This is a genomic window from Plantibacter sp. RU18 (genome assembly GCF_050613355.1).
Taxonomy (GTDB): domain Bacteria; phylum Actinomycetota; class Actinomycetes; order Actinomycetales; family Microbacteriaceae; genus Plantibacter.
Map to the genome: position 1 here is coordinate 2,652,430 of NZ_CP159618.1, position 17,794 is coordinate 2,670,223.

16 protein-coding genes are annotated in these 17,794 nt (G+C 68.3%); 7 read left to right on the forward strand and 9 right to left on the reverse strand.

All coding sequences use genetic code 11. From position 1 onward, the window contains the following. Positions 1-66: 66 nt before the first annotated feature. Genes ABMA10_RS12735 through ABMA10_RS12755 form a run of 5 tightly spaced genes read right to left on the reverse strand, consistent with a single transcriptional unit; the run spans position 67 to position 7,236 of the window. Entirely contained in the window at positions 67-1,419 is a 1,353-nt protein-coding gene (locus ABMA10_RS12735) for an anthranilate synthase component I family protein (RefSeq protein ID WP_347869107.1), read from the reverse strand. Beyond that, positions 1,416-3,089: a thiol reductant ABC exporter subunit CydC gene (gene cydC / locus ABMA10_RS12740; RefSeq protein ID WP_347869106.1), complete on the reverse strand. Its 1,674-nt coding sequence runs from the start codon at positions 3,087-3,089 to the stop codon at positions 1,416-1,418. The genes ABMA10_RS12735 and cydC overlap by 4 nt, the downstream gene beginning before the upstream one ends. Beyond that, complete coding sequence (gene cydD, locus ABMA10_RS12745; protein WP_347869105.1) at positions 3,082-4,791, reverse strand: thiol reductant ABC exporter subunit CydD; 1,710 nt, start codon at positions 4,789-4,791, stop codon at positions 3,082-3,084. The genes cydC and cydD overlap by 8 nt, the downstream gene beginning before the upstream one ends. A gap of 9 nt (positions 4,792-4,800) precedes the next feature. After that, positions 4,801-5,805, reverse strand: a complete 1,005-nt coding sequence (cydB, locus tag ABMA10_RS12750) for a cytochrome d ubiquinol oxidase subunit II (RefSeq protein WP_347869104.1) — start codon at positions 5,803-5,805, stop codon at positions 4,801-4,803. A 9-nt stretch (positions 5,806-5,814) separates the two neighbouring features. Beyond that, positions 5,815-7,236 (reverse strand): cytochrome ubiquinol oxidase subunit I, encoded by a 1,422-nt coding sequence (locus tag ABMA10_RS12755; protein WP_347869103.1) that lies wholly within the window; start codon positions 7,234-7,236, stop codon positions 5,815-5,817. 201 nt (positions 7,237-7,437) lie between these two features. Between ABMA10_RS12755 and ABMA10_RS12760 the strand changes: the two genes are divergently transcribed. The 3 genes from ABMA10_RS12760 to ABMA10_RS12770 all read left to right on the forward strand — a co-directional run bounded on the left by ABMA10_RS12760 (position 7,438) and on the right by ABMA10_RS12770 (position 10,257). Beyond that, the gene (locus ABMA10_RS12760) at positions 7,438-8,118 is read left to right on the forward strand and encodes a DedA family protein (RefSeq protein WP_347869102.1); all 681 of its coding nucleotides are present in this window, start codon (positions 7,438-7,440) and stop codon (positions 8,116-8,118) included. Between the two features lie 115 nt (positions 8,119-8,233). Continuing rightward, positions 8,234-9,205 carry an App1 family protein gene (locus ABMA10_RS12765; RefSeq protein WP_347869178.1) on the forward strand — a complete coding sequence of 324 codons (972 nt, stop codon included), beginning with the start codon at positions 8,234-8,236 and terminating at the stop codon, positions 9,203-9,205. An 11-nt stretch (positions 9,206-9,216) separates the two neighbouring features. Then, the gene (locus ABMA10_RS12770) at positions 9,217-10,257 is read left to right on the forward strand and encodes an FUSC family protein (protein ID WP_347869101.1); all 1,041 of its coding nucleotides are present in this window, start codon (positions 9,217-9,219) and stop codon (positions 10,255-10,257) included. Positions 10,258-10,325: 68 nt separating this feature from the next. Here ABMA10_RS12770 and ABMA10_RS12775 read toward each other — a convergent pair whose 3' ends face one another. Together ABMA10_RS12775 and ABMA10_RS12780 are read right to left on the reverse strand one after the other, a co-directional pair. Continuing rightward, positions 10,326-10,880: a YceI family protein gene (locus tag ABMA10_RS12775; RefSeq protein ID WP_347869100.1), complete on the reverse strand. Its 555-nt coding sequence runs from the start codon at positions 10,878-10,880 to the stop codon at positions 10,326-10,328. 101 nt (positions 10,881-10,981) lie between these two features. Beyond that, positions 10,982-12,157 (reverse strand): glycoside hydrolase family 3 N-terminal domain-containing protein, encoded by a 1,176-nt coding sequence (locus tag ABMA10_RS12780; protein WP_347869099.1) that lies wholly within the window; start codon positions 12,155-12,157, stop codon positions 10,982-10,984. 117 nt (positions 12,158-12,274) lie between these two features. Here ABMA10_RS12780 and ABMA10_RS12785 point away from each other — a divergent pair, with 117 nt between their 5' ends. Beyond that, on the forward strand, positions 12,275-13,444 hold the full coding sequence (locus ABMA10_RS12785) for a coiled-coil domain-containing protein (protein WP_347869098.1): 1,170 nt from the start codon (positions 12,275-12,277) through the stop codon (positions 13,442-13,444). Here ABMA10_RS12785 and ABMA10_RS12790 read toward each other — a convergent pair. After that, on the reverse strand, positions 13,431-14,297 hold the full coding sequence (locus ABMA10_RS12790; protein ID WP_431030603.1) for a UbiA family prenyltransferase: 867 nt from the start codon (positions 14,295-14,297) through the stop codon (positions 13,431-13,433). The genes ABMA10_RS12785 and ABMA10_RS12790 overlap by 14 nt on opposite strands. A gap of 107 nt (positions 14,298-14,404) precedes the next feature. On the opposite strand from ABMA10_RS12790, the gene ABMA10_RS12795 reads away from it, so the two are divergent. From ABMA10_RS12795 to ABMA10_RS12805, 3 genes are read left to right on the forward strand one after another with little or no spacing between them, the layout of a single operon-like run. Continuing rightward, a complete protein-coding gene (locus ABMA10_RS12795) occupies positions 14,405-15,532 on the forward strand; it encodes a type III polyketide synthase (RefSeq protein WP_347869096.1) in 1,128 nt (375 codons plus the stop codon). Further along, entirely contained in the window at positions 15,532-16,257 is a 726-nt protein-coding gene (locus ABMA10_RS12800; RefSeq protein WP_347869095.1) for a class I SAM-dependent methyltransferase, read from the forward strand. Before ABMA10_RS12795 ends, ABMA10_RS12800 begins: the two co-directional genes overlap by 1 nt. Further along, a complete protein-coding gene (locus tag ABMA10_RS12805) occupies positions 16,250-17,395 on the forward strand; it encodes an FAD-dependent oxidoreductase (protein ID WP_347869094.1) in 1,146 nt (381 codons plus the stop codon). Before ABMA10_RS12800 ends, ABMA10_RS12805 begins: the two co-directional genes overlap by 8 nt. On the opposite strand, the gene ABMA10_RS12810 is transcribed toward ABMA10_RS12805, so the two are convergent. Continuing rightward, positions 17,392-17,739, reverse strand: coding sequence for a hypothetical protein (locus ABMA10_RS12810; protein ID WP_347869093.1), 348 nt, complete (start codon positions 17,737-17,739; stop codon positions 17,392-17,394). The two genes, ABMA10_RS12805 and ABMA10_RS12810, sit on opposite strands and share 4 nt — an antisense overlap. Positions 17,740-17,794: the final 55 nt, after the last annotated feature.

Sequence of the window (17,794 nt, forward strand, 5' to 3'; positions counted from 1 at the left end):
GCACGGCGCTGGCCGGGAGGATGGACGGGCTGGAGTGCTCGACGGCACTCCGTCCAACGGCCAAGCCTACCGGGATTCCTGGTCGGGGCGACCGACGCCGAGAGCTGCGAGCGGGGCTGCCGCCTTCGTCCACGCCTCCTCCAGCTCCTCCTCGGGCACGGACATCGCGGTGATGCCGCCGCCCGCGCCGATCGAGGCGCCGGTCGAATCGATGACGATGGTTCGGATGACCATGGCGAGATCGACCGAGCCGTCCGCTCTGAGCACACCGAAGGCACCGGCGTACGGACCGCGCGGGCCCCCTTCCAACTCGTACAGGATGTCCATCGCCCGTCGCTTGGGTGCGCCGGTCATCGAACCGGCCGGGAAGCAGGCCTCGATGACGTCCAGACCGTCCGACCCGGGGCGCAGCCGTCCTTCCACGGTGCTGACGAGCTGGTGGACCTGCGGATAGCTCTCCACCCGGTGCAGCGCGGTGACGGCCACGGATCCGAGGACGGACACCCGCGCGAGGTCGTTGCGCATGAGGTCGACGATCATGAGGTTCTCCGCGCGCTCCTTCTCGCTGGCGAGCAACTCGGCACGCAAGCGGGCATCGTCTTCACGATCGAGCCCGCGCGGACGGGTCCCCTTGATCGGTTTCGTCCGCACCGTCCCCTCGACTGTGACCTCGAGGAACTGTTCGGGTGATGAACTCACCAGACTGACGTCACCGAGTCGCAGGAACCCGCCGTGGTGGCTCGGGCTGGCTGCACGGAGACGCCGATAGGTGGACAGCGCGTCGTGGACACCGTCGACCCGGAGCTGGTTCGTCAGGCACAGCTGGTACGCGTCGCCACGCGTGATGTGCTCCTGGCACCGCTCGACGAGTCGGACATAGTCGGAATCGGTGTGTCGAGGTGTGCACTCGACACCGCGTCGCGGAGCGAGCAGGCGCGGCTCCCGCTCCTCGGCGAGCCGAGCCGACGCCCAGCGGATCCAGTCGGGATCGCCCGAGGAGAGGGTCACCGTCCGTGTGCCGTGGTCGAAGACCACTCGATCGGTCACCCGCAGGAGGACTGCGTCGGGCAGGCTCCCTGGCGCCACCGGCGCGCCGACGAGTGTCGCTCCGTACTCATAGCCGAGCCAGCCCACCCAATCGTCGCTGTGTCCGGAGCGGACGAAGCGCAGCGCGTCGAGGATCGAGCCGGGGAGGACCGCCACGGACAGATCCTCGCGGACGTGCTCGACGGTTCCGTTCGGCACATGCGCCACCAGCCGTTCCGTCCCGGCACCGAGCATGCTCGTGCCGGTCGTGGCGGACTGGCCGGAATCCAGCCACACCGCCCACGGTTCCGTTGCGAAGAGCCGAAGGAACACCTCCTCCGGATCATGCCACCCTGCGAGCACCAGCTCTCGTCCCCCAGCAATCCGGTTCATGGGCCCGAGACGGTGGACATCGGCGCCGTGATGCGAAGACGACCCGTCACCAGATCGGCTGGAACCGGCGTGTGCGAGATGACGATCACCGCGCGGTCGTCCGCGCCCGCGAGGCCGAGCAGGTCCTCGAGCAGGGCCGCCGCACGATCGGGGTCGACGTTGGCGGTCGGTTCGTCCAGCACGAGGACGGGGACCTTGCGCAGCAGGGCGCGGGCAAGCGCGATCCGCTGCGCCTGTCCGCCCGACACGAGAGCACCGTGCTCCCCCACCGGACGATCGAGCCCACCGCGCTCGGCGAGCCAGGAGGTCAGACCGACCCGGTCGATCACCGCTTCGAGCTCGGCATCGTCTGCCGTCTCCCGGGCGAAGAGGAGGTTCTGACGGATGTCCGCATCGAACAGGAACGGACGCTGCTCGACGAGCCCGACGAGGTCGCGGACCACGTCCGGACGGAGCTCGCGCGCTTCGACCCCTCCGAGACGGTAGGTGCCGTCGTACTCGAGGAAGCGCACGAGTGCGTGTGCGAGCGTCGTCTTCCCTGCCCCGCTGTCGCCCTCGACGAGCAGACGGTCCCCGGCGCCGAGCCGGAAACTGATCGGGGCCAAGGCCGGCCGTGCGTCGCCCGGCCAGCGGGCGGACAGACTCTCGACCTCGATGAGGACGCCGTGCATGCTCGGCACGCGGTCGTCGCCCGCCGCGTCGTCTGGGATCTCGGACGGGCGCTCGGTAGGGATCGCGCGGGCGACGCGTTCGGCGCTCGCGACAGCCTCGCGCCAGGCGCCGAAGGCGAGAGGAACCATCCCGCACACCTCGAACACGGCCATCGGCACGAGCACGATCACCGTGAGGGCCGGGCCACCGATCGAGCCGAGCGCCGGCAGGCCAGCCCAGAGTGCGGCGACGACCGCGACCCCTGCGGCGAGGGACAGCACCGCTCCGGCGACGCCAGCACCGGCGGCTCTGCGAACCATCGCCCTGGTCAGGGAGACGTCGGCACGCTCGATCCTCTGCCGAGCAGCGGTGACCGCACCGTACGCCGTCAGGACGTCCAATCCCGTGACGAGTTCGAGCACTGCTTCGGTGAGGGTGCCGCGCATCGGCGCGAGCGCTCGTTCCGCTCGCGCGGCGACCCGGCTCACGAGGAACCAGGAGACGAGGAAGGCGAGGACCAGACAGATACCGAGTGCGATACCGGCGGCCGGGAGGAGCAACGCGGTGAGGAAGACTGAGCCTGCGGCGATGATCACCGACACCACGAGCGGTTGGACGACGCGGAGCGGCACGTTCTGCAGCTCGTCGACATCCGTCACGAGCCGGGACAGGAGGTCCCCTCGGCCAGTCGTCTGGAGGCCGTCCGGCGCCACGGGGATCACGCGCTCGATCATGCCGGCCCTGAGCTCGCCGAGTTGTCTGAACGCCGCGTCGTGGCTCAGCAGCCGCTCGAGGTACCGGAATGAGGCGCGAGCGAGCGCGAACGCCCGGACACCGACGACGGCGACGCCGAGTTCCACGATCGACGGCTGCTCTGCAGCCTTCGTGATGAGGAACGCGCTGGAAGCGAGCAGCGCGACAGCCGCTCCCGCCGACATGATCCCCGCGAGCAGCCCGGGCATGAAGCGCCGCATCGGCGGCTGCGCGAGACCGATGATCTCCCTGACCCGGCTATCCATGCAGAACCACGCCATCCCGTGTCGCGTCCGCCGGTGCCGTCTCGAGCCGGAGCACGGCGTCCGCCCGTTCCACGATCTGTGGGCGGTGCGTGATGACGATGACCGCAGCGCCGGACGAAGCGGCTTGGCGGAGAGCGCGGATGACCAGCGCCTCCGACGCGGTGTCGAGGGCTGAGCTCGGCTCGTCGAGCAGGAGGACCGGCGTCCCTGCGTCGGCAGGAGCCGTCCTGAGTCGGTAGAGCGCCCGCGCGATCGCGATACGCTGCGCTTGTCCGCCGCTCACGCCGTCGCCGACCGCACCGATGGGATGGCCCAGCGAGAGCGCGGCGAGTCCGACCACGTCCAGTACGGCCTCGATCTGTCCGGCATCGGGCGATTCGTCGCCGAGGGCGACGTTGCTACTGATCGTCCCAGCCACCAGCAGTGGTCGCTGCCCCGCCCATGCGAGCCAGCGTCGCTCCCCCGGGCCTGCTTCGACCGCCACGCCGTCGTGGAGGATCGCACCGCTCGACGGGACGAATCCGAGCATCGCCGAGGCGAGACTGGTCTTTCCGGCACCGCTCGCACCGACCACCGCGGTGATGGATCCCGCGCGGAAGGCGGTGTCCAGCCCCGCGATCACGCGGTGCTCGTCGTACGCGACGCCGAAGCCCTCGAGCACGACGCCCGCGACGGATGGTTTCTCGCGCGACGACCCGCTCGTACGATCGGCCTGTGGGCCTCCCGGTTTCGCGACCGGTGAAGCCGTCTTCGCTTCGTCGAGGATCTCGAACACCTCCTCCGCCGCCGTCACACCCTCAGCGGCAGCGTGGTAGTTCGCGCCGACGTTCCGGAGCGGAAGGAACGCCTCAGGAGCGAGGATCAGCACGAAGAGCCCAGTGCCGAGCAGTAGTGACCCGTCGAGGAGTCGCAGCCCGATGCCGACCGCCACGATCGCGACGGCGAGGCTCGACAGCAGCTCGAGTGCGAAGCCGCTCAGGAAGGAGAACCGCAACACCTTCATCGTCTCGTTGCGGTAGTCCTCGGTGACCGCGCGGATGCGGCGCACCTGCCGATGTTGACGCCCGAAGAGCTTGAGCGTCGACATCCCCGCCACGAGTTCGAGGAAGCCTCTCGAGAGGTGGGCGAGGGTGTCCCACTGTTTCCGCTGCACCGACTGCGTCGCGATCCCGATCAGCACCATGAAGATCGGGATGAGCGGCAGCGTCACCAGGACGGTGATCCCACTCAGCGGGTCCTGCAGGAAGATCACGAGCGTGATGATCGGCATCGCGACGGCCGTGAGGATGAGCTGCGGCACATACCGGCCGAAGTAGGCGTCGAGGGAGTCGAGACCGCGCCCGGCGACGGTCGTCAGGCGGGCGGTGCTCCGGCGCGAGACCCAACCCGGACCGAGCGTCTCGAACGCCCCGACCAGAGCCTGTCGCAATTGGCTGCGGACGATCGCCGAGCCACGCGCGTTGACCGAGTCGGACGCGAGCACCATCGCTGCCCGCAGCACGACGATGCCGAGCAGCGGCCAGAGTATCGGCAGGAGTTCCGCGAGCGGGTCCCCCGCGATGGAGCGCGAGACGAGCAGCGAGACGAACCAGGCGAAGCCCAGCGTGCAGCCCGTCTGGACGAGTGCGATGACCCCGCCGAGGGCGAGGACCGCCCGGGCTCCGCTGGCATAGCGGAGCAGTCGAGGATCGAGGGGGCGCACGTTGACAGGTTAGTGCGCGGCGGCTTCGATGTGCTTCCGCGTGATGCGCTTGCGGAACACCCAGTAGGTCCATCCCTGATAGGCGAGGATGAGCGGCAGGAAGATCAGTGCCGTCCAGGACATGACGGTCAACGTGTACTCCGTGGAGGATGCGTTCGCGATCGTCAGGCTGTTCGCCGGGTCGTTGCTCGCCGGCATGACCGCCGGGAACAGCGCGGTGAACAGGGTCAGAACAGCAGCCGCGACTGTCACCGCCATGAGCGCGAACGCGCGTCCTTCGAGACCGCGGCTGTTCGCGAACCAGGAGCTGATGAGCGAGAGGGCAGCGATTGCGGCGAGGATCAGCACCGGGACCGAGAAGTGCGCAACGACCGTCCAGACGAGGAAGGTCGCTGCGACGATGATCGCGACGAGCCCGGCCCGGCTCGCCAGCCGTCGTGCCCGTTCCCTGATGTCCCCTTCGGTCTTCAGGGAGGCGAACACCGCACCGTGGGTGAAGAACAGCACGAGCGTGGTGAGGCCGCCGAGGATTCCGTACGGGTTGAGGAGCGTGAACAGCGTCCCCGTGAAGTTGTGGCCCGCGTCGAGCGGCACCCCCTGGATGATGTTCGCGAAGGCGACGCCCCAGAGGAAGGCGGGGACGGCGGATCCGACGATGATCATGAGGTCGAAGCGCCGCTTCCAGGAGGCTTCCGGACGCTGGTGCCGGTATTCGAACGACACCCCTCGGATGATCAGAGCCAGCAGGATGAGCAACAGCGGGAGGTAGAACCCGCTGAACAGGGTCGCGTACCACTCCGGGAACGCCGCGAACAGGCTGGCACCCGCGACGATCAGCCAGGTCTCGTTGAGGTCCCAGACCGGCCCGATGGTGTTGATGAGCATGCGGCGGTCGGTCTCGTCGCGGCCGAGGAAGGGGATCGTCATGCCCACGCCGAAGTCGAAGCCGTCGAGGACGAAGTAGCCGACGAAGAGCGCGGCGATGATCCAGAACCAGAGGATGGTGAGGTCCATGATGGGCTCCTAGTAGACCGTGGTGGCTGGGGCGGCGGGCTTCTGCACACCGTCGTCGTCCGGCGGCGACATCTCGATGGGATCGGGACCCGCCTTGATGGTCTTCTTGAGGAGCCCGAACTCGACGACGAGCAGGGCGCCGTAGACGACCGTGAATGCGACCAGGGAGATCAGGACGTCGAGCCCTGTGGTGTTCGGTGAGACCGCGTCCTCGGTCTTCAGCAGGCTGAAGACGATCCACGGCTGGCGGCCCATCTCGGTGAAGACCCATCCCATCGTCATGGCGAGGAACGGCATCGGCACGGCCCAGACGGCCACGCGCCACATCCAGCGCTTCGGCTCGCGCCCCTTCCGGGTGAACCACAAACCGGCGGCCGCGACGAGCATCGATGCGAGGCCGAGACCGATCATCCAGCGGAACGCCCAGTAGGTGACCCAGATCACGGGTGAGTAGTCGCCCGGGCCGTACAGCTGCGTGTACTGAGCCTGCAGGTCGTTGATGCCCTCGACGGTGCCGTCGAAGGTGTGCGTCGAGAGGAATGACAGGAGGTAGGGGATGCGGATGGAGAACAGTTCGTGGACGCCGTCGGGTGTGCCGAGCGTGAAGATCGAGAACGACGCGTCCGCACCCGATGCGGTGTTGTACATCGCTTCGGCTGCCGCCATCTTCATGGGCTGGGTCTCGACCATCGCGAGGCTGAGCTGGTCGCCGGCGAGCATCGTGGCGCCGCCGGAGATGAGCATGCTCCACGCACCGACCTTGAGCGCCGGGCGCATGGCTTCGACGTGCTGACCACGAGCGAGGTGCCAGGCGGCTGCCGTGATGATGACCGCTGCGGAGACCATGAAGCACGCGAGGATCGTGTGCGGGAACGCTGCGAGGGCCACCTTGTTCGTGAGCAGCTCCCAGATGTTCGTCAGCTCGGCTCGGCCGCGCTCCTCGTTGATCCTGAAGGCGACGGGGTTCTGCATGAAGGCGTTGGCGGCGATGATGAAGTAAGCCGAGAGCACGGTGCCGAGGGCGACGATCCAGATGGTGGCGAGGTGGAGCTTCGGGGCGAGTTTGTCCCAACCGAAGATCCACAGGCCGATGAACGTGGCTTCCAGGAAGAACGCGAGCAGACCTTCGAGCGCCAGTGGTGCACCGAAGACGTCCCCGACGAAGCGCGAGTAGGTGGACCAGTTCATGCCGAACTGGAATTCCTGCACGATCCCCGTCACGACGCCCATGGCGAAGTTGATGAGGAAGATCTTGCCGAAGAACCGCGTGAGCTGCAGGTAGTGCAGCTTGCCGGTGCGCACCCAGGCGGTCTGGAAGCCCGCCACCGTGACCGCCATGCCGATGGTGAGCGGCACGAAGATGAAGTGGTAGACGGTGGTGAGGCCGAACTGCCAACGAGAGAGCAGTAGCGGGTCAAGAAGATCGTTCACGATGAACACTCCATATTCGCGGCATCCAGGGGCGGAAGGCGATCGGTGCGGCCCGATCGGGGTGGTCATCCCCGTGGCTTCGATCCGTGTCGTCGAGACCCATGGTACACCAGAAACGGGCTGTGGTCAGACCACAGGTCACGATACTTCTCCCCGGAGGTTCCAAGCCGACGCGGGGCCACGCCGACTAGGCTCGCAGCCGTGAACGACGTCCTCGGCTGGCTCCTCGATCTGGTGCAGAGCGTCGACCCCGTGACCCGGACCGTCCTCGCGGGCGTCGGCATCATGCTCGAGACCTCGGTCCTCATCGGCCTCGTCGTCCCGGGTGACACCGTCGTGATCGTGGCGAGCACTGCAGTCGTCGGTCCGGTCGAATGGATCTCGATGATCGTCGCGGTGATCATCGGAGCGCTGATCGGTGAATCCATCGGATTCGCACTCGGCCGCTGGTTCGGCCCTCGCATCCGCGCGAGCCGCCTGGGCCGACGGATCGGCGAGCAGCACTGGTCGCGCGCGGAGCGCTACCTCGCGCGTCGCGGCGGGTTCGCCGTCTTCATCTCCCGCTTCCTCCCGGTACTCCATTCGCTCATCCCGCTGACCGTCGGTATGAGTGCGATGAGCTATCGGCGCTTCATCTCCTGGACGCTCCCCGCGTGCGTCATCTGGTCGTCCGCCTATGTCTCGGTGGGTGCGCTCGCCGCGGGAAGCTACCGCGAACTCTCGGACAGCCTGCATTGGGCGGGATACGTGTTCGTCGGGATCATCGTGCTCTTCGGCGTCGCCGTCCTCCTCGTGAAACGCCTCCTGCAGCGGAACGAGGAGCGTCACATGACGTCGTCGACCGACGGCGAGACGCCCGACGCTGCGGCGCAGCAGGATTGAGAACGACGCCTGCCCTCTCGCGTCGGCATGACAGACTGGACGTGTGAAGGCACCCGACGATCGTTCAACGCCGTCCTCTGACGCCGCCTTGCAGATCCGTCACTTCGCCGCCCGCATGGAGGATGCCGTGCAACTGCGCCGGCAACGGCGCGCCCGCCGACGCGGACGCGAGGCCGCGGTCATTCCGTTCACGGGGTACGGATCGACGACCTGGATCCGCGTCCTCGCCAGAGTCGTGCTCGCAGAGCCCGACCGGACGCTCGCGAAGCCGCAGCAGAAGGCCCGCGGATGGCGGAGCTTCTTCGCGTTGAGCATCGCCGATCCGACGGTCGAAGTCGACGTCGACGTCGACGGCCACCGCCACACGGTCACCGGCGATCGCGGTGGCGTGGTTGACGCCGTCGTCGAGGTCCAGCTCTCCCCCGGCTGGCACACCATCCGCCTGAGTTCCGAGAGCAGCGAGCCCGTCGAGGCACCCGTCTTCATCGTCGGCGACGACATCGACTTCGGCATCGTCTCCGACATCGACGACACCGTCATGGTCACCGCGTTGCCGCGCCCGCTGGTCGCCGCCTGGAACACCTTCGTCCTCGACGAACACGCCAGGACCCCTGTGCCGGGAATGGCCGTGTTCCTCGAGCGCACCGCGCGAGACCACCCCGGCTCACCGGTCATCTACCTCTCCACCGGCGCCTGGAACGTGGCCCCGACCCTCACCCGCTTCCTCTCGCGCAACCTCTACCCGGCAGGCGCGCTGCTGCTCACCGACTGGGGCCCGACCCACGACCGGCTCTTCCGCAGCGGACGCGAGCACAAGCGGAACAACCTCGACCGGTTCGCCGAGGACTTCCCGCGGCTGCGGTGGTTGCTCGTCGGTGACGACGGCCAACACGACGAATCCCTCTACCGGGGATTCGAGGAGCGTCACCCCGATCGCGTCGCCGCGGTGGCGATCCGTCAGCTGTCCCCCGGCGAGGCGGTCCTCGCCGGAGGCCGCTCCAAACTCGGCGCCGAACATGAGGGCGCAGCCTGGGTGTATGCCGGCAATGGCGCCGAGCTGCTCGACCAGCTCCACGGCAAGCTCTGATCGACGCCCACATGTCCGTCGTGCCCACACTCAGGATCCGATCGAGACTCCCCCTCGTCCAGGTGCTGAAGACGGCGATCGCCGCCATCGCGGCGTGGGTCATCGCGATCACGATCATCCCGGGGCAGCTTCCGGTGTTCGCTGCCATCGCAGCGATCCTCGTCGTACAGCCGAGCGTCAACCAGTCCTTCGGCAAAGCACTCGAGCGCAGCTTCGGCGTCATCACCGGCGTGGTCCTCGCGACGATCATCGGCATCGTCTTCGGTCACTCGGCCTGGATCGTCCTGCTCGCGATCGTGCTGGCGATCCTGCTGGGTTGGGTACTCCGTCTCGGTCCGGGGTCGGCGAACCAGATCCCGATCAGCGCGATGCTCGTCCTGTCCATCGGCGCCGCCACTCCGGACTACGCGCTCGCCCGCATCATCGAGACGGTTCTCGGCGCGGGCATCGGTCTGCTCGTCAACGTCGTCCTCGTCGCGCCGGTACTGCTCGCCCCGGCACGAGCGGCGGTGACGTCGCTTGCGCTCAGCTGCGCGGATGCTCTGGAGCACCTCGCGACCGCGCTGTCGCGTGCGAACACCGATACGGACCTCGAGTCGCTGCTCAACGAGGCGCGAGCGCTCAAACCACTCCGGGAAGCGGCAATCGCCGCCGTCAAACAAGGGGACGACAGTCTGCTCCTGAACCCCCGGCGATCGAAGCACCGTGACGAGCTGGAACGGCAACGGGTGCTGCTGCGGCGTCTGGAGCCGGTCGTCACCCGCACGCTCGGCATGGCTCGTTCCGTGCACGATCACGACGACCCGACCCTGCACGAAGAGCCGACCGTGGCCGACATCGCCGTCGAGCTGGGCCGCGCGGCCCATGATCTGCGCCTCCTCGTGACCAACCCGCCTGCACCGGGCGAGCCGGAACCGACGACGGCGGAGATCCCCGCGCTCACGGCTCCCCTGGTCATCTTCCGTCCGCATCCGGAACATTGGATCCTCATCGGTTCGCTGATGGAGGATCTGCGGCGTGTTCGCGAGGAGATCGTCGGCGAGACGACCTGACGAGGGAGTCACTGGAACCACGATGGGCCGGTGGAGCAGTGCTCCACCGGCCCATCGCGTGCTCGGGACTAGCCCTGGTGAGCGGCCTGCAGCTCGAGCGTGATGGTCACGTCGTTGCCGAGCAGCACACCACCGGTCTCGAGAGCGGCGTTGTAGGTGAGACCGAAGTCTTCACGGTTGACCTTCGCCGTCGCAGTCGCGCCGAACTTGTAGTTGCCGTACGGGTCGGTGGCGAAGCCGCCGAACTCGACCGTGAAGGTGACGGGCTTCGTCACGCCCTTGATCGTCAGTTCACCGTCGACGAGGTAGTCGTCGCCCTTGACGCGAGCGCCGGTCGAACGGAAGTCGATGGTCGGGAAGGACTCGGCGTCGAAGAAGTCACCGGTGCGCAGGTGACCGTCGCGGTCGGCCTGGTTGGTGTTGATCGAAGCGACCTCGGCGGAGGCCGTGACCGTCGCTTCGAGGGGGTTCTCCGGCGTCACGAACGTCGCGTTGAAGCGCTCGAACTTGCCCTTGACCTTCGAGACCATGATGTGGCGGATGCTGAAGGCGACCTCGCTGTGCGTGGGGTCGATCTCCCAGGTGCCAACCTTGTAGCCGGGAATCGTCAGGGTGTCGGTCATGCGGTACTCCTTGCGTCGGGGTGACGCACTCGCGCCACTTCTATGCAAACGCAAGGAGATGGATCCTATTCCCGGGTCGACGAGAAATTCTCGCATCGAGTTCAGCGGGACAACGGAGCCATGGCGGGCAGGGCAGCCCGTACCCGGAGGAGATGCTCCGCCTGCTCCGCGATGAGGCCTTCCGGAATGCGCCCGGAGCGCACTGCCGCCGCGATGTCCGCGACGAGGACTGCCGGATCGACGCCTGTGGACGAAGGGTCTGTTCCGAGGACGTACAGCAGCATGGAGTTGCCGGCCAACACCGCCCGGATCGCGTTCTCGGACGGGTCCTGATACTCCGGCAGACCGGTGTGCTGCAACATCAGCATGTCGTCGGTGATGGTGATACCGGTGAAGCCGAGGTCGTCTCGCAGTCGTTCATGCCATGCCGCGGAGAGCGTGGCCGGCGACTGGTCGACGGCTGAATAGACAAGGTGCCCGAACATGACGACCTCTGCGCCGGCGGCGATCCCGGCGGCGAACGGCAGCGCATCGCTCGCCGCCCATTCCTCGGCGCTGATCGCGGTGGTCGGCACGGTCGAGTGCGAGTCGCCAGGTGCCTGCCCGTGGCCAGGGAAGTGCTTGAGTGTGCTCAGCACCGCGCCCCGTTCACCGGTCACGGCGGCCGCGACGCGCTCGGCAGCATCTGCGGGCGTCGTCCCGAGTGCGCGTTCGTAGATGAACGAGGAGGGGTCGGCGGTCTCGTCGGCGACGATCCCGAAGTTGACGGAGCAGCCGGCTGCGGCCAACATGGCTGCGCGACCCGCGAAGGCCGTTTGGGTCGCTACCGGCGGTTCGTGCTTCAAGGTGTCGGCAGCGGCGAAGACGTCCTCGTCGATACGCTGGACCTCGCCGCCCTCCTGATCGATGCCGATCAGCAGGGGTAGTGATGGATCAGGGCTGAGCGCGCTCGTCACTGCCGGGAGCCCTGCGAGGCCCGGGACGTTGTCGCCCATGAGGATGAATCCGCCCGGTTCATACTGTTCGACGAACGCCCTGAGCGTGCCGGCGTCGGTACCCGGAACATGGAGCATGAGCATCGAGGCGATGCGTTGTTCGAGCGTCATCCCCGCCAGCTCCGCAGCCACCCGCTGCTCGAGCGCGGTGGGTCGAGCTGGCGACGAGGATTGACTGCGTGCTGCCGGAGCAGGCGGACCGGTGCAGGCGGTGAGAACGAGCAGGGATGCCGCCACGACCGACGCCGCGACGGCCAGGATCCCTCGTCTGACGGCCAGCACCGGGCGATTCTATCCGTGCACCCTCCGAGCGAGCTGACTCGGCGGGTACGGTGTGGCAGGAGTGACGAATGTGACATCGGCGGCTACACTGGCCTGCGTGACTGCCGGGATGGACGCATGCGCACGCCGCTGAACCACCTCTCGCTCCGGGCGAGGGGCGTGAGGCGAGCCGCCGCTCTCGGCGCCGCGATCCTCATCGCCGTCTCGCTCGCCAGCCCCGCATCCGCCGCGGTGCCCGCTTCGTTCCGAACGGCGGACTACCCGAGCTGGGACGACGTGCAGGCTGCGAAGGCCAGCGAGGCGAGCACTCAGGCGGAAGCCGACCGGATCGTCGCCCTGCTCGACGGGCTTCGAGACGCCTCTGCCGAGGCGGGCGACGAGGCGGTGCGCCAAGGCGCTGCCGCAGGCGAGGCCAAAGCCGCGTTCGACGCCCAGGCGGCGGTCGCCGACACGATCAGCGCGCAGGCGACGAAGGCCGCGACGGATGCCGCCTCGAGCAAGCGGCAGGCGGGTGCTGTGATCGCGCAGATGACCCGCACCGGTGGCGTCGATCCCACGCTGTCCCTCGTCCTCTCCGGAGCCGATGACGACGACCTCCTCTCCAAGCTCAGCGCGATCAGCAAGCTGAGCGAGACATCGGCCGAGAGCTATGAGTCGGCCACCGCATCGAGCAACACCGCAGCAGCGCTCGCCGAGCAGGCCACGACCGCTGAGGCGGAACGGGAACGGCTTTCTGCTGCAGCCGACGCCAGCTACCAGACGGCGCAGGCGGCCAGCGACGCTGCCGATGCCGCCGTGGCGGAGCAGCAGGTCAACCGCGACCGCCTGTACCAGCAGCTCGCCTCGCTCAAGAACACGACTGCGGCGATCGAGCAGGCCTATAAGCAGAGCCAGGAGGCCATCGCCGCCGAGGAGCAGCGCCGCAATGAGGCGTCGGGCGGGGAAGGCTCCACGAGTGCGCCACCGCCCGACCTCACCGCGGATCCCGCAGGGGCGAAGGCCTACGCGCAGTCCGCGATCGGCGCCTATGGGTGGGGCGGCGGCGAGTTCCAATGCCTCCTGCAACTCTGGACGCGCGAATCCAGCTGGCGTGTGAACGCATACAACGCCTCCAGCGGCGCCTACGGCATCCCCCAGTCGCTGCCCGGCAGCAAGATGGCGAGCTCGGGCGACGATTGGCGCACCAACGCAGCGACCCAGATCAACTGGGGTCTGAACTACATCGACGACCGGTACGGCTCCCCGTGCGGAGCCTGGGCGCACTCTGAAGCGGTCAACTGGTACTGATCGCGATCAGGGTCGTGCCGGCGACCGCGAGTTCGACCGCGAGCAGCACCGCCGCCGCGATGATCACACGGAACAACGCCCGGCCGGGCGGACGGGTCGCGACGAGCACGAGCCCCCAGACGACGAGGCAGAAGACGCCGGCCGCACCGGCTGCCCCGATGATCGGTGGGGTCGTCGGTGCACCGACGAACACCCCACTCTGACCGAGCAGCGCGATGAGGCCCGCCAGCCCGAGGCAGACGAAGGCGAGCCGACCCGCCCGACGGACGCCGAGTCGATGCGGCAGGCCGCGGATCCCCGTCCGCAGATCGTCGTCCAGGTCGGGCAGTGCGTTCGTGAAGTGCACAGCGACGCCGAACAGCGCCCCGACGACCAGCGTCCATGCGGCGGGCGGTACGGGAGGCTCCGCCGCATACGTGACGACGGCCGGCAATGCCCCGAACCCGATCATGAAGGGCACGACCGACACGACCGTCGCCTTGAGCCGGATGTTGTACGCCCATCCGCAGACCACGAACACCAGGTGCGCGGCTGCCGACGCCGGGCCGAGCATCAGCGACAGCGGCACGCTCGCGACCAGCGCGACGAGGGCGGCGGCCCGGACCGTCGCGACAGCGATGGTTCCGTTGGCGAGCGGCTTGTCGTCCCTCGCCGAGAGCCGATCGCGCCTGGCGTCCAGCCAGTCGTTCGACCATCCGATCGACAACTGGCCGACCAGCACCACCGTCGCAAGCAGGACCAGTCTGCCCGGCGAGAGACCCACGGCCGCACCGAGGATGATCGCGAGCACGGTGACGGCGACACTCGGTCCGGGATGGGACGAGGCGAACAGGTGCCGCGTCGAAGAGAACACGGTTTTAGCATAGGGTGGCACCGCTCGAGGCCGCGCATCGCGGCATGTCCACCGCAGGGCGGTCAACCGCGGGCGCTTCGCCGAACGACAGCAGTACACTGCACGACATGACCGTCTCAGTGAGGTCGATCGGCACAGCCGTTCCACCGACCATCCTCCGCCAGGACGAGATCCGGGACGTGTTCCGTGATCAGCCGGATCGCTCCCGGTTGGCGCAGCGGCTCATCGGTGCAGCCTTCGATGGATCGGCGATCGAAACGCGCCACACGGTCATCGATGAGTTCGACGGCGTCGACACGTCCCTCGCAGCGGTCTACTACGACGCCGATCGACGACTCGTGCTCGCGCCACCGACCGGTGCCCGGAACGACACCTACATCGAGCACGCCCCGCCGCTCCTGCTGGAGGCCGCACGTCGGGCACTCGACGCCGCCCCCGGCATCACGGCTGCCGACGTGACCCATGTCGTGACCGCGTCCTGCACCGGGTTCTTCGCCCCGGGGCCGGAGTATGTGCTCGTGCGGGACCTCGGACTCCCGGCCACCACCGAGCGCTACCATCTCGGATTCCAGGGGTGTTTCGCCGCGTTCCCGGCGCTGCGGGCTGCACAGGCGTTCTGCGATGCCAGACCGGACGCGGTCGTCCTGGTGGTGTGCGTTGAGCTCTGCTCGATCCATCTTCGATCCTCCGACGACCCCGACGTCATCCTCGCCTCCTCGGTCTTCGCCGATGGCGCCGCTGCCGCCGTCGTGTCGGCACGACCCGGTGACCCGGCGGCTCCCGTCCTCGAGTTCGACGGGTGGTCCACCGCCCTTGTCCCCGATGGCGAGTCGGACATGGCCTGGACCATCGGCGATCACGGGTTCGAGATGGTCCTGAGTGCGGCCGTACCGAAGCTCATCGGAGAGCACCTCGAGTCGGCTCTCGAGCCGCTGCTCGCCACGGTCGACGGCGACGTGTCGCTCGATGCGATCGATCGATGGGCAGTCCATCCAGGTGGTCGGAGCATCCTGGACAAGGTGCAACAGCGTCTGGGTCTGAGCGACGACCTCCTCGAGCCGTCGCGGGCCGTGCTCCGCGAACAGGGCAACATGTCGAGCGCCACGGTGTTGTTCATCCTCCAGCGACTCCTCGAGGGCGCGTCACCCGGCACCGACGAACGGATCTGTGCCCTCGCCTTCGGGCCAGGGTTGACGATCGAGAGCGCCCTCCTCAGGCTCAGCGGGGGTCGGTGATGGCGGTCCTCCCCGACCTCACCACACGCGCGACTGACCTGTCGGAACTGATGGACGACCCGGACTGCGACCCGGCGCTCCTCGCCGCGACCTATGCACGGTTCGGCGGCGTCAACCGTCTCGTCTCGGGATGGCGGGGCATCTACCGGAGCCGCATCAGACCGATGCTCGATCCGGTGCAGCCGACGACGATCCTCGACATCGGCTTCGGCGGCGGTGACGTCCCGCTCGCCATTGCACGGTGGGCGCAGTCCGACGGGCTGTCCGTCAGGATCACGGCGATCGACCCGGACGAGCGGTCGCTCGCCTTCGTCCGACGGGCGACGTCCGACGGCCAGGTCACGTTCCGACGAGCACACAGCAGCGAACTGGTCGCGGGCGGTGAGCGTTTCGACGTCGTGCTCTCCAACCATGTGCTCCACCACCTCGATGCGCAGACCCTCGCCTCGTTACTGGCTGACAGTACCGCTCTGGCGGGCAGCCAGGTCCTGCACAACGATCTCGAGCGCAGCGCTCTCGCCTATGCGGCCTACGGCGTCGCCACCTGGCCGGGGAGGCGGAGTTCGTTCCTCCACATCGATGGGCTCCGTTCGATCCGACGCAGCTATCGGAGCGACGAACTCCAGGCTCTGACACCCCCAGGGTGGACGGTCGAACGGCGCTTCCCGATGCGACTGCTCCTCTCGCGGGCAGGTGCGCCTCCCGCCGGTGCAAGCGATGCCTGACGTGCTGATCGTCGGGGGTGGTCCGGTCGGGCTCGTCGTGGCCCTGCTGCTCGCCCGGGACGGGATCGATGTCGAGGTCTGGGAGGGGCGGTCGGACCCTCCGTCCGGCACGCGCGCGATCGGCGTGCACCCGCCCTCGCTCGACCTGTTCGACGGGCTCGGCGTCCTCGGCCCGTTCCTCGAGCATGCTGTTCGGATCGGTCGCGGCGAGGCCTGGAACGGCGGACGACGTCTCGGTACGGTCCTGTTCGATGACCGCCCGTTCGACCATCCGTTCATCGCTGCGCTCGAGCAGTGGCGCACCGAGCAGCTCCTGCGCGCCCGGCTCCACGCGGTGCTCCCGGGAGCGCTCCGGACCGGGATCCACTGCACGACGCTCCTCGCCGGACCCGACGGTGTCCAGGCCACTGGCACCGGCGGTCCGGGTGCGGTCAGTACGCGTGCAGCCATGGTCGTCGTCGCATCGGGCGGCCGGACGTCGTTCGACGCACCGCCGGCGATGGGGCGGGTACGCCAGTACCGTGACGGTTATCTCATGGGCGACGTCCTCGACCAGAGCGATGCGGGCGCGGTCGCCCGTGTCTTCCTCCACCGGCACGGTGTCGTCGAGTCGTTCCCGCTACCGGCAGGGAAGCGTCGGTACGTCGTCCACACCGGTCTCTCGAACCTGATATCAGAGCCGACGGCCGACGATCTCGCGGCACTCGTCTCCGAACGCACCGGCGACTCGCTGGATCCCACGACGAACTCGATGCTGAGCGCCTTCGTCGTCAGACGGCGCCAGCGACGCTCTCTCGTCGCGGGAAGGATCGTCCACGTCGGCGACGCCGCGCACGAGATCAGTCCGATCGGCGGACAGGGCATGAACCTCGGTTGGGCGGACGCTCGCGCCTTCGCGCCCGGCATCGTGCGGGCGGTCCGATCCGGCGCGCCGGACGCGGCCCGGTTGACCGCGGTGTCCGATCGGCAGCTGTCGCTGGCGCGGCGCGCGGCGCGTCAGGCGGAGCTGAACATGGCGCTCGGTCGGCCGCACGGCTCCGCCGTCGGGTCGTTGCGTGACCTCGGTCTGCGCACGGTCCTGCGCTCCCCCGTGATGCCCGTCCTCGCGGACGCCTACACCATGCGCTGGGCGCGTTAAGCGTCCGCCCGCTCGTCGAACTCCAGGTCACGCGGCCGGAGATCCTGAGGTCGGGCAAGCTTCACCTGCTCTGGCGCGAGTCCCCTCGTCAGCTGCCGGAGTCGTGCCACTGCGTCCGCGCTCTCAGGTTCCGCGAAGGAGACGACCGCGGGAGTGAGCAGCGTCTGACTCGACGCTCCGGCGAGGAACTCAAGTCGGGTCGGGACGCCGTCGGCGGTCAGTGCCGGAAGCGCGACGATCCCCGCTGCCCCTGCCGAGGCCAGTGCCTGCAGGTATTCGAGGAATGCCGCTCCGAGGACGTCCGCGACGTAATACGTCTCCCCAGCCACCCGCAACCGTCTCATGAGACCATGCTTCGCTCGTCCGCCCGGTCCGACAAGGGGGTTGCGGGGCGCCGAT

Coding starts and splice junctions, on each gene's coding strand:
- ABMA10_RS12735 (WP_347869107.1), bottom strand. CDS start 1,419: ATGAACCGGATTGCTGGGGGACGAGAGCTGGTGCTCGCAGGGTGGCAT.
- cydC (WP_347869106.1), bottom strand. CDS start 3,089: ATGGATAGCCGGGTCAGGGAGATCATCGGTCTCGCGCAGCCGCCGATG.
- cydB (WP_347869104.1), bottom strand. CDS start 5,805: ATGGACCTCACCATCCTCTGGTTCTGGATCATCGCCGCGCTCTTCGTC.
- ABMA10_RS12765 (WP_347869178.1), top strand. CDS start 8,234: ATGGAGGATGCCGTGCAACTGCGCCGGCAACGGCGCGCCCGCCGACGC.
- ABMA10_RS12770 (WP_347869101.1), top strand. CDS start 9,217: ATGTCCGTCGTGCCCACACTCAGGATCCGATCGAGACTCCCCCTCGTC.
- ABMA10_RS12775 (WP_347869100.1), bottom strand. CDS start 10,880: ATGACCGACACCCTGACGATTCCCGGCTACAAGGTTGGCACCTGGGAG.
- ABMA10_RS12785 (WP_347869098.1), top strand. CDS start 12,275: ATGCGCACGCCGCTGAACCACCTCTCGCTCCGGGCGAGGGGCGTGAGG.
- ABMA10_RS12795 (WP_347869096.1), top strand. CDS start 14,405: ATGACCGTCTCAGTGAGGTCGATCGGCACAGCCGTTCCACCGACCATC.
- ABMA10_RS12800 (WP_347869095.1), top strand. CDS start 15,532: ATGGCGGTCCTCCCCGACCTCACCACACGCGCGACTGACCTGTCGGAA.
- ABMA10_RS12805 (WP_347869094.1), top strand. CDS start 16,250: ATGCCTGACGTGCTGATCGTCGGGGGTGGTCCGGTCGGGCTCGTCGTG.
- ABMA10_RS12810 (WP_347869093.1), bottom strand. CDS start 17,739: ATGAGACGGTTGCGGGTGGCTGGGGAGACGTATTACGTCGCGGACGTC.